The sequence below is a fragment of the Streptomyces sp. NPDC096136 genome (genome assembly GCF_044763325.1).
Lineage (GTDB): Bacteria > Actinomycetota > Actinomycetes > Streptomycetales > Streptomycetaceae > Streptomyces.
The window spans coordinates 114,647-131,316 of sequence record NZ_JBIWFZ010000003.1 but is presented as its reverse complement, the minus strand read 5'-3'; the positions used below and the strand labels follow the sequence as shown (position 1 = coordinate 131,316).

The 16,670-nt window shown below is 74.7% G+C and carries 8 protein-coding genes; 1 reads left to right on the top strand and 7 read right to left on the bottom strand.

Features of this window, described 5'->3' with window-relative positions; all coding sequences use genetic code 11:
- Nucleotides 1–18: 18 nt before the first annotated feature.
- The 7 genes from ACIRBY_RS06875 to ACIRBY_RS06845 all read right to left on the bottom strand — a co-directional run bounded on the left by ACIRBY_RS06875 (nt 19) and on the right by ACIRBY_RS06845 (nt 15,042).
- Complete coding sequence (locus tag ACIRBY_RS06875; protein ID WP_403897148.1) at nt 19–1,668, bottom strand: hypothetical protein; 1,650 nt, start codon at nt 1,666–1,668, stop codon at nt 19–21.
- Between the two features lie 179 nt (nt 1,669–1,847).
- A complete protein-coding gene (locus ACIRBY_RS06870; protein WP_403897145.1) occupies nt 1,848–3,641 on the bottom strand; it encodes a GMC oxidoreductase in 1,794 nt (597 codons plus the stop codon).
- A gap of 155 nt (nt 3,642–3,796) precedes the next feature.
- Complete coding sequence (locus tag ACIRBY_RS06865; RefSeq protein WP_403897143.1) at nt 3,797–5,428, bottom strand: succinic semialdehyde dehydrogenase; 1,632 nt, start codon at nt 5,426–5,428, stop codon at nt 3,797–3,799.
- A 115-nt stretch (nt 5,429–5,543) separates the two neighbouring features.
- The gene (locus ACIRBY_RS06860; protein ID WP_403897140.1) at nt 5,544–7,169 is read right to left on the bottom strand and encodes a serine/threonine-protein kinase; all 1,626 of its coding nucleotides are present in this window, start codon (nt 7,167–7,169) and stop codon (nt 5,544–5,546) included.
- 114 nt (nt 7,170–7,283) lie between these two features.
- Nucleotides 7,284–10,448: a serine/threonine protein kinase gene (locus ACIRBY_RS06855; protein WP_403897138.1), complete on the bottom strand. Its 3,165-nt coding sequence runs from the start codon at nt 10,446–10,448 to the stop codon at nt 7,284–7,286.
- Nucleotides 10,449–10,539: 91 nt separating this feature from the next.
- Entirely contained in the window at nt 10,540–13,185 is a 2,646-nt protein-coding gene (locus tag ACIRBY_RS06850; RefSeq protein WP_403897136.1) for a protein kinase, read from the bottom strand.
- 150 nt (nt 13,186–13,335) lie between these two features.
- Nucleotides 13,336–15,042 (bottom strand): glycerol-3-phosphate dehydrogenase/oxidase, encoded by a 1,707-nt coding sequence (locus ACIRBY_RS06845; protein ID WP_403897133.1) that lies wholly within the window; start codon nt 15,040–15,042, stop codon nt 13,336–13,338.
- Nucleotides 15,043–15,294: 252 nt separating this feature from the next.
- Here ACIRBY_RS06845 and ACIRBY_RS06840 point away from each other — a divergent pair, with 252 nt between their 5' ends.
- Entirely contained in the window at nt 15,295–16,524 is a 1,230-nt protein-coding gene (locus ACIRBY_RS06840; protein WP_403897131.1) for a nucleotide sugar dehydrogenase, read from the top strand.
- Nucleotides 16,525–16,670 lie beyond the last annotated feature (146 nt).

The window sequence follows — 16,670 nt, the reverse complement described above, 5'->3', positions numbered from 1 at the left end:
GTGTGCGCGGGTGCGCCCTTACGCGCGCACGGGCTTGCGCCGGAAGGACAGGTACAGCGCGCCGCCGACGGCGAGCAGCCCGGCCGCGCCGAGGCCGATCAGGCCGGCCTGGCTGCCGGTGGAGGCCAGCGGGCCGCCGCTCTTGCCGCCGTTCGCGGTGGTGCCGCCGCCCGCCGAGGGGCTCGGGGAGGCCGAGGCGCTCGCGGAGGCGCTGGGCGAGGGGGTGCCGGAGGGGCTCGGGCTGGGGCCGGTGGCCGTCGGGTTCACCACGACGAGGGCGATGTTGTTGGCCAGGACCGGGTCGAAGGAGTGCCGCTGCGGCTCGCCCTTCGGGCCGGGCGCGCCGACGCGGATGGCGCCCTTGGCGTCCTTGACCGCCGTCTCGATCTTCAGCTCGAACGGGAACTCGACGTTCTCGCTCTCCAGCACGGTGGGTGCGGTGGCGCAGAGGTAGTGGGCGTCGCCCGCGGGCCGGCAGGCGGCGGGAGCGGTGACGGCCTTCAGGCCCTTGGGGAGCTCCACGTCGACGACGGCCGCGGGGGCGTCCTTGCCCTCGGCCGCGATCCAGGCCGGGCCGTTGTTGCGGATGGCGACGACGCCCTTGGCGGTGGTGCCGGGGGCGCCCCTGACCGTCAGGGGCTCGGCCTCGAAGTCCGCGGTGTTCCGGACGGTGAGGAGGGCTTCGCGCTTGTTGTCGGCCGGGTTGAGGTCCGGGCCGTGCTCGGCGAGCGGGGCGGGCGACGCCGCCTTGCGGGCGGTCAGCTTCCGCTTCGGTGCCTTGCCCGCCGCGTCACCGGTCTTCGAGGTGTCCGCGCCGGTCGTGCCGGAGTCGGCCTGGGCCTTCTGCGGGGCGACGGCCGGGTAGACGCCGTAGCCGAACCGCTCGTTGAGGGCGTTCGCACCGGCCTTGAGGTGGAGCGGGCTGTCGCCGGCCAGCTCGTAGGAGGCCTTGGGGTCGAAGTCGCCCTCGATGGTGCAGACGGCGGTGGTCGAGGTGCGGGTGGTGCGGTAGGTGCAGTTGTCGTACCGCTCCGGGAGCTCCAGGCCGTGGCTGGCCTCCAGCTCCAGGACGATGCCGTCGGCCGGCAGGGTGCCGCGGTTGCTGAAGGCGAGGGGGAGGGACTGGTCCTCGCCCGGCTTCAGCTCCTTCTTGAGCTTCATCTCCCCCATGACCAGGTCGGGTCCGCCGACCTGGAGCCCGGTGGCGGCGGGGACGACGGTGGCGCCGGCGGCCTTGCCGGTCACCTGGATCGCCCCGACCCGCCCGTTGGGGGCGTCCTTCGCGGCGGTGACCTCCAGGTCCACGCCGGCCGGGACGCCGGGGCGCAGGCCCTGCTGCTTGCAGACGAGCGTGCTGCCGGCGGGGACGCACTTCTTGGCGGCCGTGCCCGGGCTCTCCTGGACGGTCGCCGCCCCGTTGAGCCGGGAGAGGTCCACGGTGAGGGTGAACTCCCCGTCGAAGGCGCCGGTCCCGGCCGGGGCCTCCAGCCGGTAGTTCAGCGCCACCGGCTTCGGGGATCCCGTCGCGGGGTGGAGCGGGAGGAGGACACCGGGCGGTCCGGCCAGGCGGAATTCGGGTTCCGCGGCGTTGGCCGCGGCGGCCGGGAGGGTGACGAGTCCCGCGGCCACCAGGCCGCACGCGGCCAGCAGGGAGATGCGCTGTCTCATGCCCCGTGTGACCCCCGGACGCGCGGCTCGGTTGCACGAATGGCCGTGTGACCGACACCACAGCTTCACCCGAAGCATTCCGGTACAACCTTTTCCGGCGACCGCCTGTCACTTCTGTACTGCGGCGGGTACCGCGCTCGGAGGGGGAGCGCGGTACCCGCCGCGGTCGGTTCAGGAGCTCAGCCCTTCGCTTCCGGTTGTCTCGGAGGGATCTCCGGGACGGCGAGGAAGGGCAGCCGCAGTGCCCCGAAGGCCTCCTTCGGGACGGCCGGACGGACCGGTTCCACCGCCGCGAGGCGCTCGTAGGACTCCCCCTGCGCGGGCCGCGGGTCCGCCTCGCCCTTGTTCGGCCAGTACGACATCGCCCGCTCGGCCTGGGCCGTGATGGTCAGGGACGGGTTGACCCCGAGGTTGGCGGAGACCGCCGAGCCGTCGACCACCGAGATGCCCGGGTGCCCGTACAGCCGGTGGTAGGGGTCGACCACGCCCTCCTCGGGCGTGGCGCCGATCGGGCAGCCGCCGAGGAAGTGCGCGGTCAGCGGGGTGCCCATCAGCTCGCCGACGTTGCTGCCGGGGAAGCCGTTGATCTCCTCGGCCAGCAGGGTCGCGGCCTCGGTGGCCTCGGCGATCTGCACGGGGTTGGGGGCGCCGTGGCCCTGGCGGGCCGTCAGCAGTCCCTTCCCGAGGCCGCCGGGCTTGCGGTAGGTGGTCAGCGAGTTGTCCAGCGACTGCATGACCAGGCCGATGATGGTCCGCTCCGACCAGCGCCGGTTCGACAGGGAGCGCGCCAGCTGCACGGGGTGGCGGGCGGTGCGCGCGAGCCAGGCCCGGACCCGGTGGGCGCTGTGGGGCACCTGGAGGACGGTCAGGAAGCCCATGGCGTTCGAGCCCTTGCCGTAGCGGACGGGCTCGATGTGGGTGTCGGCGTTGGGGTGCACGGACGAGGTGATGGCCACGCCCCGGGTGAAGTCCGCCCGGGCGGCTCCGGGGTGGCGCCTGCGGTAGCGGCGGTCGTCGGTCTGGGCGCCGACCAGGCCCTCGGAGTTGGTGCGCGTCAGGTCGCCGAGCCGGTCGGAGAGGCGGGGCAGTTCGCCGCGGTCCTTCATGGTGTGCAGCAGGGTCTGGGTGCCGTACGTACCCGCCGCGACGACCACGTACCGGGCGCGCAGCACCTTGGCGCGGCCGGAGCGGCGGTGGTCGGTGGGGACGGTGCGGACCCGGTGGCCGCCGTCGGGGTGCTCGGCGAGCGCGGTGACGGTGGTCATGGGGTGGATGACGGCGCCCGCCCGTTCGGCCAGGTGCAGGTAGTTCTCGCCCAGGGTGTTCTTCGCGCCGTGCCGGCAGCCGGTCATGCACTCGCCGCACTCGGTGCAGGCCCTGCGGGAGGGGCCGGCGCCGCCGAAGTAGGGGTCGGGGACCTCCTGGCCGGGGCGGGCCTTCGGGCGGCCGTCGGCGTCCTCCCCGTCGCCGAAGAAGACGCCGACGGGCGCCATGTGGAAGGAGTCGCCGACGCCCATCCTCTCGGCGGCCGCCTTCAGGTGGACGTCGGAGGGCGTCATCGTCGGATTGAGCCGTACACCGAGCATCCGCTTGGCCTGCTCGTAGTACGGGGCGAGCTCGGCGCGCCAGTCGGTGATGGAGGCCCACTGCCGGTCCTCGAAGAAGGCGGCGGGCGGCACGTAGAGGGTGTTGGCGTAGTTGAGGGAGCCGCCGCCCACGCCGGCGCCCGCGAGCACCATCACGTTGCCGAGCAGGTGGATGCGCTGGATCCCGTACAGGCCGAGGGCGGGCGCCCACAGGTAGTTGCGCAGGTCCCAGCTGTTGCGGGGCAGGCTCTCGCGGGTGAAGCGGCGTCCTGCCTCCAGGACGCCGACCCGGTAGCCCTTCTCGGTGAGCCGCAGCGCCGCGACCGACCCTCCGAAGCCCGATCCGATGACGATGACGTCGTAGTCGTATGCGTGGTCGTACGACACTGAGCGGTGCCTCCCGGCGGTCGGTCGTGCCTGTTGCCCTGGGGGTGTTGGTGCGGCGGCCGTGGCGGCCCGGGCCCTCTAGGACCGGGACCTCTAGGGGCTGTCGTCAAAGTCCTGTCGTCGCCGCGGGGCAGACGGGAGTTCGACGACAGCGCCTAGCGGAAGCGGAGCGCCTTGAGGACCTTGAGGCTGCGGGTCATGAACTCGGCGTACTTCGCGTCGTCCATGCCCAGCGAGGGCGCCATCGGAAGCAGCCGCTGGTGGGCCACGGTCTGGGCCTCGGTGTACTTGAGGATGCCCTCGGAGCCGTGCCGGCGGCCGAGCCCGGAGTCCTTCATGCCGCCCATGGGGGCCTGGGCGCTGCCGTAGGCGGGGGCGTAGCCGTCGTTGATGTTGACGGTGCCGGTGCGCAGCCGGGCGGCGACGGCGTGGCCGCGGCGGGCGTCCTTGGTCCAGACGCTGGAGTTGAGGCCGTAGGCGGTGGCGTTGGCCTGCGCGACGGCCTCGTCCTCGTCGGTGAACCGGTAGACCGAGACGACCGGGCCGAAGGTCTCCTCGGCGCAGACGGCCATGGGGGCCTCGACGCCGTCGAGGATGGTGGGCTCGTAGAAGAGCGGGCCGATGTCGGGGCGGGCCGTGCCGCCGGCGACGAGGGTGGCGCCCTTGGCGACGGCCTCGTCCACGTGCCGCCGCACGTTCTCCAGCTGGCGTTCGCCGACGAGCGAGCCCATGTCGGCGCCGTAGGCGAGGGAGCTGCCGAGCCGCATGGCCTTGGTGCGGGCGGCGAAGCGCTCCAGGAAGGCGTCGGCGATGGAGGCGTGGACGTAGAGCCGCTCGATGGAGATGCACAGCTGTCCGGCGGAGGAGAAGCAGGCGCGGACGGCTCCGGCGGCGGCCTTCTCCACATCGGCGTCGTGCAGGACGAGCATGGCGTTCTTGCCGCCGAGTTCGAGGGAGACCCCGACGAGGCGGGCGGCGGCGCCCTGGGCGACCTCGCGGCCGGTGCGGGTGGAGCCGGTGAAGGAGACGTAGTCGGCGTGGCGGACCACCTCGGGGCCGACGACGGGGCCCTCGCCGAGGACCACCTGGAAGACCTCGGCGGGCAGCCCGGCCTCGATGAGCAGGTCGCGGGCCCACAGGGCGGTCAGCGCGGTCTCGGTGTCGGGCTTCATGACGACGGCGTTGCCCGAGACGAAGGCGGGCAGGGCGTCGCCGACGGAGAGTTCGAGGGGGTAGTTCCAGGGGGCGATCTGCCCGACGACCCCGCGCGGCTGACGCAGCTCGGTGACCTTGGTGAGGGTGGGCATGGCGCCCGTGTGGCCCTTGGGTCGCAGGTACGAGGGGGCCTTGCGGCCGTAGTGGCGGGCGGCGACGGCGACGGCCTGGACCTCTTCGTGGGCGTGCAGGCGGGCCTTGCCTGTCTCCAGCTGGATGAGGTCGAGGACCTCGGACTGGCGGGAGAGGACCAGGTCGTGGAAGCGCAGCAGGACGGCGGCGCGCTGCCGTACGGGGACGGCGGCCCAGGCGGGCTGGGCGGCGCGGGCCGCGGCGAAGGCGGCGGCCACGTCCTCGGGGCCGGCCTCGGGGAGGTCCGCCAGCTTCTCCCCGGTGAAGGGGGTGTGGTTGGCGGTGCTGCCGGAGCCCGTGACCCCGCGGGTCAGGCGGGTGATCAGGGCGGGCGTCACCACGTCGGCCGCGGTGCGGGCGCCCGCCGGGGCCGGGGCGACCGGGTTGGTGGGCCGGGGCGCGGAGCGGAGGGGGGCGGCAGCAGCCTTCGAGTCCGTCATGGCGGTGAGCGTATTCCGCCCCGGGGCCTTTGGGTACCCGTGGGTAACCGGATTTTGCCAAGTCTGCCAGCAATCGCTGGCACGATGGCCGGGGACGGTGCCCCCGGCCGCCCGCTCAGCCCTTCTTCGGCGCGGGCTCCCAGCCGCTGAGGACCACGTCGAACTGGGTGCGGGTGGTCTCCCAGTCGGCGGCCGGGCCCGACATGTACACCCCGTACTCGGTGCCGTCCGGGGCGATGTACATCTGGTCGATGGCCCGCCGCGGCCCGGCCTGGGCCCCCTTCTCGGTCCAGCTGAACTCCCACAGGGCGGCGCGGGTGCTGTCGTGGAAGGTGTTCTGGTTGAGCGACTGCCGCTTGTAGTCCGTCCGCTGCTTGAGCTGCTTCTCCAGGTCGATCAGGTGCATGTACGGCTCGTTGAAGTCGGGCGTCGTGTCGACGGCGATCCGGATGAAGTGCTTGCCCTCGTCCGGGGTGTAGTCGATCTGGTTGCCGAACATCCGCCGCTTCCAGCCCTTCGGCACGAACAGCGTGAAGCCCTCCGGGTCGGTGACCTCGGTGTAGCCCGCCGGCGGGGCGTCGCCCTCGGCCTGCCCGTCGGGGGCCGAGGCGTTCTTGTCCGAGCCGGTGGCGTCCTGCTCGTCCCCGCCGGTCAGCTTGAGCACGCCGAAGACCCCGCCGCCGCCGAGGAGCGCGGCCACCACGGCGACCGCGGCGACCTTCTTGACCCGCCCCGGCGGGCGCCCGGCGGTGGCCGCCGCCGGCTCGGCCAGGGCGGTGGTCGGCGAGGGCACGGGGTCGGGCCGCGGTTGCGGCTGCGGCTGCGGCTGCGGGGCGGCGTCCGACCGGGCCGGGGCGCACTCCTCGGCGCTCACCGCGCGCGTGGGCACGTACGCCTGCGCCGCCTTGGGCTCGCGGCCCTCCATGGCCTCGATCAGCATCCGCTCCGCCTCGGCCGCCGAGGGGCGCTCGGCCGGGTCCTTGCGCAGCAGCGCGGTGATGACCGGGCCGAGGGCGCCGGACTGGCGCGGTACGGGCGGCTCGTCGTTGACCACGGCCTGGAGGCTGGAGATGGGCGAGGTCCGGCGGAAGGGCGAGCGGGCCTCGACGGCCGTGTACAGGGTGGCGCCCAGGGACCACAGGTCCGAGGACGGGTCGGGGGCGCCGCCGGTGACCCGCTCCGGGGCCAGGTAGTCGATGGAGCCGACGAGTTCACCCGTCCTGGTGATGGAGGAGTCGCCCTCGATGGCCGCGATCCCGAAGTCGGTGAGCAGCACCCGGCCGTCCTTGGCCAGCAGCACGTTGCCCGGCTTCACGTCCCGGTGCATGACGCCGACCGCGTGCGCGGCGCGCAGCGCGCCCAGGACGTGCAGGCCGATCCGGGCCGCCTCGCGCGGTTCGATCCGCCCGGCGGCCTTGGCGGCCTCCGCGAGGGAGGGGCCGTCGATGTGCTCCATGACGATCCAGGGCCGGTCGTCGTGCTCCAGCACGTCGTGCACGGTGACGACCGCCGGGTGCTGGATCCTGGCCGCCGCCCGGGCCTCCTTCTGCGTACGGGCGTGCAGGACCTCCCGGTCGGCCTGGGACACGTACAGACCCGCCGTCAGTTCCTTGACCGCGACCGTCCTGTGCAGCAGCTCGTCATGGGCGCGCCACACCTTGCCCATGCCGCCGCTGCCGATGGGCTCCACGAGCCGGTACCGGCCCGCGAGCACCGCGCCCGCGCCTGTCTGCTGTTCCACGAATTCCCGCCGCTCTGTGCACTCCGGGCCAGATTACGGAGCCTGCGGGCGGTGCCGGAACCGGGCGGGGCCGATAAAACAGCACTGTGACGCAATCGCCGTACTGATCGGCCGTCAGCCTCCGGCCTGGTAACTGGCCGTGGCCTTGTCGAAGACGTCGGTGACCTTGTCCTGGTTGTCCTCCGGTCCCGTGACCATGACCACGTGGTAGCCGCCGCCGAGGGCGACGACGAAGTTGCGGGCGAACAGGGAGCGGCCGGCCGCGTCGATCCACGTGTAGCGGCCGGTCACCCGCAGCTGCTGGCCCACCCTGGTGGACTTCACGTCGCCGCCGGAGGCCCAGGTGGAATTGCGGTACGGGGCCAGTTCGGCCTCTTTGTCCTTCTGGTACCCCATCGGGTCCGGGGACCCGCCCTCCACCCGGTCCCGGCCCGGGACCACGATCAGGGTGAACTGGCCCTGGGTGTAGCGCACCTGGCCGGCCTCGTTGATCGACTGCCGCTCCCAGCCGTTGGGGACGGCGATGGTGAAGTGCGCCGGGTCCTGCTGGAGGGTGTAGCCCTCCGGGGCCTGCTGGGCGGGCGGCTGCGCGCCGGAGGACGCGGGGGCCGACGGCGACTGCTGCGGGGGCTTCTGGGACTTCGGCGCCGCCGAGGGCGGCGCCGGGCTCTGGGCGGCCGTGGGCTGTTGGGCCCGGCCGGCGTCCTGACCGCCGGATCCCGGCAGGAACAGCATCGCGTAGGCCACCCCGCCCGCGAGCAGCACCAGGACGGCGACGAGCAGGATCCGTCCCGGCGAGCGCGGCTTGCGGGGCGCGTCGGGGCTGCGGTGGCGGCCGTGCAGGTCCGCGCGCCGGCGCACCTCGGGCAGGCGGGCGGGGTCGGGCTCCGGCAGCGGGAACACGAAGTCGCCGTCGGGCTCGGGAGCGGAGCGGACCAGCGAGCGCAGCCAGCCGCGCAGCTCCTCGAAGTCGGGCCGCTCGGTGGGGTCCTGGCGCAGCAGGGACTCCACGACGGGGCGCAGCGGGCCGCACTCCTCGGCGAAGGCGGGGGGCTCGGCGCAGACCATGTCCACGAGCTCCGCGACGCTCTCCTCGGGGTACGGGGCGTGGCCCTGGACGGCCCGGTACAGCAGGGCGCCGAGGGCCCAGAGGTCGGTGGCGGGGCCGACGGGCGCGGCCAGCTGCCAGGGGCCGCCGTGGACGGGGCCGGCCTGTTCGGGGGCCCAGCGCTCGGTGACGGGGCCGACGACGGCCATCCGGGTCTGGCGGGCCCGCTCGGCGTCGAGGCCGGTCCGGGGCCCGCCGCCCCAGCCCCCGGCGGCCGGGCCGGGTACGGGACGGGCCACGGGCCCGGGGGGCCGGGGAGCGGGGGGCGCCGACGGGTGGGCCCCGGGGGCGCGGGAGGCGGGCGTACGGGCCTCGGGGGCGCGGGAGGCGGGTGTACGGGCCTCGGGGGCGCGGGTGGCCGGAACGCCCGGGGCGGCGGGTGCGGAGGCCACGAGGGGGCGGGTGACCGGAACGCCGGGCGCGGCCGACCCGCCGGAGCCGGGGGCGCCGGTTCCGAGGGCGCCGGAGCCGGGGGCGCCGAAGCCGGGGGCGCCGGTTCCGGGGGCGCCGGTTCCGAGGGCGCCGAAGCCGGGGGCGCCGGGGGTGCCGGTCCCAGGGGTGCCGGGGGTGCGGGCCTTCGGGAGTGCGGGCGGGGCGGCGGCCGGGGAGGGGAACTCCTCCCGGGTCCCGTCCCCGGGCTGCGGGCGGGGGGAGGGCGCCGGGGGGTCGGCCTGGCGGTACCCCTCGGGGAGGGCGAGCTGTGCGGGGAGCGCGGGGCGGGACGGGGCCGCGGGGGGCTCGGGCCGCTGCGGCTCCGGGTCCGGGTCCGGGAGCCGCTCCTGCCGCAGGTCCTCTGCCGGCCCCTGCCGCGGGTCCTCGGTCCACCCCTGCTGCAGGTCCTCTGCCGGCCCCTGCTGCGGGTCCTCGGTCCACCCCTGCCGCGGGTCCTCGGCCGGCCCCTGCTGCGGCTGCGGGTCGGGCTCCGGCCGGCGGCGGGGGGCGGCCCCGTGCCAGGGCGTGGGGGCGGCGGTGTCCGGACCGCCGTACGGGTACGCGTACTCCTGCGGCAGGTTGGCCCCGGTCGGCGGGAGCTGCGGGACGACCACCGGTCCCCGTGCCCCGCGCTCCTGCGCCACCTTCTCGGCGGCGGCCCGGGAGCCGGCCCGGTAGGCGGCGACGGTCCGGGCACGTGCCGCGGCCAGGGCGTCGTCGCGGGGCACGGCGGGCGGGGCGGGGGGGACGGGCGGCGCGGCCGGGACCGGGGGCTCCGGCGGGGCGGACTGGCCGGGTTCCGGATGCGGCCCGGACCCGTACGCGGGGTCAGGCCCGTACGCGGGCCCGGGCCCGTACGCGGAGTCGGGCCCGTACGCGGAGTCGGGCCCGTACGCGGGATCAGGCTCGGAGTCGGGCCCGTACCCGGAGTCGGGCCCGTACGCGGGGTCAGGCCCGTACTCGTACGCGGGCCCGTACCCGGAGCCGGGCCTGGGCCCGTACGCGGGCTCGGGGTCGGGGTCGGGCTCGGGAAGGATGTGGTCCGAGTAGCGCGGCCCGGTGTCGTATCCGGGCGCCACCAGCGGGGCGTACGCGGGCTCCCGTCCGCCGGGGGCGGGGGGCGGCGGCTCCCAGGGGGCGGACGGGGCGCCCGTGCCCCCGTCCCAGGGCTCCCCCGCGGGCACCGGGTCGTAGCCGCACAGGGCGTCCTCGGCGGCGCCGGCGGCGAGCCCGGTGAGGACGACGCGGCCGTCCTCGCATATCAGGACCGTGCGGACGGTGATGTTGCGGTGCGTCCAGCCGTGCGCGTGCAGCACCCGCAGCGCGGTCAGCACGTCCGAGGCCACTTCCGCCGCCCGGTAGGGGGTGAGCGGTTCGTCGGCGATCAGCGCGGCCAGCGGCCTGGCGGGGACGAGTTCGCTCACGATCCACAGCGAGCCGTCCTCGGCGAACACGTCGAAGACCTGGTCGAGGCGGGGATGGTCCGGTACGGACGCGGCGGCCTGGGCCGCGGCGATCGCCCGGCGCACCGCGGGGAGTTCCCCGGCCGCGGCCGGCACCGCGCGGGTCCCGTCGAGCAGCTCGGCGTCCACGACCTCGGGCAGCGGCACGTGCCGGACGAGGACCTCCTGCCCGCTGCGGGTGTCGAAGGCCCGGGTCTCCACCAGCTCGTACTCGTCGGTCGGCGGTAACGGCAGACGGTAGCGGTCGGCCAGGATCCGGCCGGCGTAGTCCTCCACGTCGCCTCCCCCGAGTGCGGTGGGTCCCCCATGGCCCCCGCTGACACGATACGTGGCCCGGGCCGCCCGCGTCCCGGGCTTGGGAGGGCCGTCAGCCCAACTGCTGGAAGGTGTCGAAGGCGGTGTTGCGCATCTGCGCGCATTCGGGGCCGTCCCACTGGTCGGCCGCGCAGGTGATCATGATGGCGTAGCCGTTCTTGGCGTCCGCCCTGAAGCCGCGGTCGAGGACGCGGACCTTCGTGCCCTGCTGTTCGCGCTCGAACTCCCAGTCGGCGACGGTCGGGTAGTTCCGGTAGCCGACGGATTCGAGGCGGATCAGGCGGTAGTTCTTGCTGCTGCCGGCCACGGCCGGGGCCAGTTCGGCCCAGGCGGCGCGGGCGTCGTTGCCCGGGCTGCCGGTGTGGTCGACCTGGATACGGGGGAAGCCGCCGGAGCGGCTGTATATCGCACCCGAGTCGCTGCCCGCGGTGTCGGTCTGGTGGAAGCCCTCGGGCATCGCCATGGCGAAATGGAAGCGCGGGTCGGTCACCGTGGCGAACCCGGCGGGCAGGCCCGCGCCGCCGCCGGGGCCGCCCGGGCTGGCGCCCTGGCCCTGGCTGCTCTGCCCCTGGCTCTGGGCGGGGTCCGTGCCGGGGCTCGCGCCGGGGGCGGCCGGGCTCGGGCTGCCGCTGGGGTTCGCACTCGGGCTCGCGCTCGGGCTCGGCGAGGTGGCCTGCGACGCGGCCGGGGCGTTGCCGCCCGGCGACTGGCCGGCGGAGGCCGCGGGGGTCGGGCCGCCCTTGCCCTCGTTCTTCCGGCCGCCCTTCTCGTCGTCGCCGCTGACCGCGTACGCGATGAGCGAGCCGATGACGGCCAGGACCACGAGGACGCCGGCTATCGCGAGGGCGATGGTGCGGCGCGGCATCACGTCGGTGAGCGACGCCGGGGCGGCCGTCTTGGGGCGCTGCGGCGGGGCGGCGGCGGGCGCGGCCGTGGCCGCGGCTTCGGCGGCCGCCGCCTTGCGGGCCGCCTTCAGCGCGGCGCGGGTACGGTCGCGCTGCTCGCGTTCGCGCTGCTCGCGCTCCTTCTTCGCCGCCTTCTCGGCGGCCTTCTCCGCTGGCTTCTGCGCCTCCACCTCGGCCTTGGTGAAGGAGATCGGGCGGGTCTCCTCGACCGGCGGGAGGGGCGCGGGGACCGGCCGGGACTCGGGGGCGTTGATCACGGCGGTGAGCATGGTCCGGGCGCGGTCCTCGTCGAGCCGCAGCGCCGGGTCCTTGACCAGCAGCCCGTAGATGACCTCGGTGAGCGCCGGACCGGCGTTCTTGGGCGGGTCCACGGCCTCGGTCATCACCGCGGTGAGGGTGGCGAGCGCGGAGCCCTTGTCGTAGGGGGGCACGCCCTCGACGGCGGCGTACAGCAGGCCGCCGAGGGACCACATGTCGGCGGGCGGGCCGGGCTTGTAGCCGCGGGCGCGCTCGGGGGAGATGTACGAGGGGGCGCCGACGAGCATGCCGGTGGAGGTGATGGAGGGGTCGCCCTCGACCTGGGCGATGCCGAAGTCGGTGAGGACGACGCGGCCGCTGCCGGCGATGAGCACGTTGGACGGCTTCACGTCGCGGTGCAGGATGCCCTGGCGGTGTGCCGCGCGCAGGACGTCGAGCACGGCGAGACCGACCTCGGCGGCGCGGTGCGGGGTCAGCGGGCCGTTCTCGCGGACGAACTCGGCGAGGGAGGGGCCCTCGATGAGCTCCATGACGATCCAGGGGCGGGCGTCCTCGTCGACGACGTCGTAGACGGTGACGGCGCCCTCGTTGCGGATCCGCGCGATGGCCTTGGCCTCGCGGAGGGTGCGGGTGATGAGGCGGCGCTTCTCGTCCTCGTCGACGCCGCTGCTGAAGCGGAGTTCCTTGACGGCGACGGTCCGGCCGAGGACCTCGTCCTCGGCACGCCACACCGTGCCCATGCCGCCCTTGCCGAGGACGGCCCCGAGCCGGTACCGGCCCGCCAGCAGCCGCCCCTTGCGCTTCGCGTCCCGGTCGGCCGGGACTTCCGCGTCCTCGGCGTCCGGCGCGGCCGCGGCGCCCTTCGCCTCGGCGCCGGTCCTGGCCTTCCCGGCGGACCTCTCGACGGGCGCGGGCGCCGCGTCAGACCCCTTGCCGGCCACGGGCTTCCCACCCTCGGCCCCGCTCCTCGAAGCCGCCTTCACGACCGGCTTCGCGTCCTGCGGCTCGGCCTCGGAGACAGCCTCGGCTACGGGCTTCCGCTCCGCAGGCGCGGACTTCGCACCCCGCGGCTCCACCTTCGGCGCCGCCTCAGCGGTCGGCTTCCGGTCCGCGGGCGCGGGCTCCGCGGACGGCTTGCCGTCGGCCGGCGCGGACTTCGCGTCCCGCCGGTCTGTCTTCGGCGCCGCCTCGGCGGACGGCTTCCGGTCCGCGGGCGTGGGCGCCGGGTCCTGCCGCTCGCCGTTCGGGGTCTTCTTCGTGGCCGGTATCCGGTCCTCGGGCGTGGACTTGGCGTCCTGCGGCCCGGTCTCGGGCCGGGCTTCCTCCGCCGCCGCGTCAGAACCCTTCCCGGCGGCCGGCGCCGCCTTCCCGGACCTCGGCCGGGGCACGCCCGCCGCGACGGGTCCGGCCTGCGCTGCGTCAGATCCGGGCTCGGCGGCCGACTTCACCACACCACCGCCCTCGGAGGCACCGGCACCTTCAAGCTTCGCCGCAGGCGCCTCGGCAGGCGACTCGGTGTGCTCCGGCTTCGACATGCGTCCCCTCTGCGATCGTGCAGCCTGCCCCGGCTGCCCCCGGCAGCCGCCGGGGGCAAGGTAACCCACCCCGGCAGAAACCTCATTGTTGCTCACTCCGCATCGGACGGGAGCCCCGGGTCCGGCGGTTCCCCCATCCGGACGGCGGAGTCACGACGGAACGATGTCGGGCGCCCCCAGCCGTGCCGCGTCGGCGGTCTGGTCGTCCGGCTGGCGCTGCGATTCGCGCTCCGCCTGGACCCGCTTCTCGTAGTGTTCCACTTCGTTCTCGATCTGCCGCTTGTCCCAACCCAGCACCGGAGCCATCAGTTCCGCACACTCGCGCGCCGACCGCGTCCCGCGGTCGAAGGTTTCGATCGAGATCCGGGTCCGCCGCGTCAGCACGTCGTCCAGATGCCGCGCCCCCTCGTGCGAGGCGGCGTACACGGCCTCGGCCCGGAGGTAGTCCTCCGCACCGGTCAGCGGCTCGCCCAGCGCCGGGTCGGCCGCGATCAGGTCGAGCAGTTCCTCCGTCAGCGCCCCGTAGCGGTTCAGCAGGTGCTCCACCCGCACCACATGGAGCCCCGTCCGCAGGGCGATGCGCGCCCGGCCGTTCCACAGGGCCCGGTAGCCCTCCGCTCCCACCAGCGGCACGTCCTCCGTGACGCACGGCGCCACCCGCTGGTCCAGTCCGTGCACCGCCTCGTCCACGGCGTCCTTCGCCATGACCCGGTACGTCGTGTACTTGCCGCCGGCCACCACCACCAGGCCCGGCACCGGATGGGCCACCGTGTGCTCGCGCGAGAGCTTGCTCGTCGCGTCCGACTCACCCGCCAGCAGCGGCCGCAGGCCCGCGTAGACCCCCTGGACGTCGTCCCGGGTCAGCGGCACCGCCAGCACCGAGTTCACGTGCTCCAGCAGGTAGTCGATGTCGGCGCTCGACGCCGCCGGGTGCGCCTTGTCCAGGTCCCAGTCGGTGTCCGTGGTGCCCACGATCCAGTGCCGCCCCCAGGGGATCACGAACAGCACCGACTTCTCGGTCCGCAGGATCAGCCCGCTGTTCGAGTGGATCCGGTCCTTCGGGACCACGAGGTGGATGCCCTTGGAGGCCCGTACGTGGAACTGTCCGCGCTCGCCGATCAGCGCCTGGGTGTCGTCCGTCCACACCCCGGTGGCGTTCACGACCTGCTTGGCGCGGATCTCGTACTCCCCGCCGCCTTCGACGTCCCGCACCCGGGCCCCGACCACCCGTTCGCCCTCGCGCAGGAAGCCGACCACCCTCGCCCGGTTGGCACAGTGCGCCCCGTACGCGGCGGCCGTGCGGACCAGCGTGGTCACGTAGCGCGCGTCGTCCATCTGGGCGTCGTAGTACTGCAGGGCCCCCACCAGGGCGTCCTTGCGCAGCGCCGGAGCGATGCGCAGGGCCCGCCGGCGCGAGAGGTGCCGGTGGGTGGGCAGGCCGCGGCCGTGCCCGCTGGAGACGGACATCGCGTCGTACAGGGCGACGCCCGATCCGGCGTAGAAGCGCTCCCACACCTTGTGCTGGAGCGGGTACAGGAACGGGACCGGCTTCACCAGGTGCGGCGCGAGGCGCTCCAGCAGCAGCCCCCGCTCCTTGAGCGCCTCGCGGACGAGGGCGAAGTCGAGCATCTCCAGATAGCGCAGGCCGCCGTGGATGAGCTTGCTGGAGCGGCTCGACGTCCCCGACGCCCAGTCGCGGGCCTCCACCAGGCCGGTGGACAGGCCTCTGGTCACCGCGTCGAGCGCGGTGCCCGCGCCGACCACGCCGGCGCCGACGACCAGCACGTCCAGTTCCCGCTCGGCCATCCGGGCGAGGGCCTCCGCGCGCTGCGCGGGTCCCAGTGTCGCTGTCCTCACGGCTGCCTCCCGTCACTACGGGCCGCACCCGCTCGGCGCGGGTGATCCCGATCACATCTCCCGTCTCCGATTCTGACCGGCCTCGCCGACATCAGCCACCGGCTGTGGACAACACAGGGCGACCATGAGCCCACAATGCGACATATCTGTCATATATAAGCCTAGTCTGACATTGCGCCAGCTCTCTTCTTCCACAGGACTTGCGCGCACCGCCCCCTCATGCATGCCAGGGAAGGGAAGGGACGGCCCCCCATGCCCGCAGATCTCGCCGTCATCGGACTCGGCCACCTCGGCCTCCCCCTCGCCCAGGCGGCCGTCGCCGCCGGGATCGAGACCGTCGGCTACGACAGCGGCCCCGCCACGGACAGCCCCCTCACCGCCGCCGAGATCCGCCGGATGTCGGCGGCGGGCTTCCGCGTCACCACCAACCCCGCCGAGCTAGGACGGGTCCGCACCGCCGTCATCTGCGCCCCCACCCAGCTCGGCGCCGACCGGGCGCTCGACCTGGGGGCCGTCGGCGCGGCCGGCCGCACCCTCGCCGCCCGGCTGCGCCCGCACACCACCGTGATCCTGGAGTCCGCCGCCCACCCCGGGGTCACCGAGGAGTACCTGAGGCCCATCCTCGAAGAGGGCTCCGGCCTGCGCGCCGGACGCGACTTCCACCTGGCCTACTCCCCCAGCCGCCTCGACCCCGGCAACCGGACCCACACCATCGCCAACACCCCCAAGGTCATCGGCGGCCTCACCCCCGCCTGCACCGAGTCCGCGCACGCCTTCTACGCCCGCCTCACCGAGAAGGTCGTCCGGGCCCGCGGCCTGCGCGAGGCCGAGACCGTGCAGCTCCTGGAGACCAACTACCGGCACGTCAACATCGCCCTCATGAACGAGATGGCGGTCCTCTGCCACGACCTCGGCGTCGACCTCTGGGACGTCATCCGGTGCGCCGAGACCAAGCCGTACGGGTTCCAGGCCTTCCGCCCCGGCCCCGGGGTCGGCGGCCACGGCGTCCCCCTGGACCCGAACTACCTCCCCCACACCACCCGCACCCCCGGCCACCCCCTGCGCATGGTCGGCCTGGCGCAGGAGATCAACAACCGGATGCCGCAGTACGTCATCCAGCGCTGCGCCACCCTGCTGAACGAGCACGGCAAATCCGCCCGCGGCGCCCGCGTCCTCCTCCTCGGCGTCACCTACAAGCCCGACCTCGCCGACCAGGAGGGCTCGCCCGCCGGCGAGATCGCCAGCCGCCTCCTCGACCTCGGCGCCCTGATCAGCTACCACGACCCGTACATCCCGGCCTGGCGGGTCCGCGACCGGCCCGTGCCCCGCGCCGACTCCCTCTACGAGGCCGCCGCCAACGCCGACCTGACGATCCTGCTCCAGCACCACCGCACGTACGACATGCAGGGCCTGGCGGTGAAGGCCCAGCTCCTCCTCGACACCCGCGGCGCCAGCCCGGCGGGCGCGGCCCACCGCCTCTGACCGGGGCACCGCCGCAGGTCACGGGCCGATTCCGGTTCGATCATCCGACCGAAATCCCCTCCAGGAATGTCGCAGTCCCCTGCTAGCCTGCGGCGTCACTTATCTCGCACTTATGCCCCCCGGGGCACACGTGCGCCCGAATCCCT

What these genes read in the sequence shown, in the direction of transcription:
- ACIRBY_RS06875 (WP_403897148.1), bottom strand. Translation starts at nt 1,668, where the DNA reads ATGAGACAGCGCATCTCCCTGCTGGCCGCGTGCGGCCTGGTGGCCGCG.
- ACIRBY_RS06865 (WP_403897143.1), bottom strand. Translation starts at nt 5,428, where the DNA reads ATGACGGACTCGAAGGCTGCTGCCGCCCCCCTCCGCTCCGCGCCCCGG.
- ACIRBY_RS06850 (WP_403897136.1), bottom strand. Translation starts at nt 13,185, where the DNA reads ATGTCGAAGCCGGAGCACACCGAGTCGCCTGCCGAGGCGCCTGCGGCG.
- ACIRBY_RS06840 (WP_403897131.1), top strand. Translation starts at nt 15,295, where the DNA reads ATGCCCGCAGATCTCGCCGTCATCGGACTCGGCCACCTCGGCCTCCCC.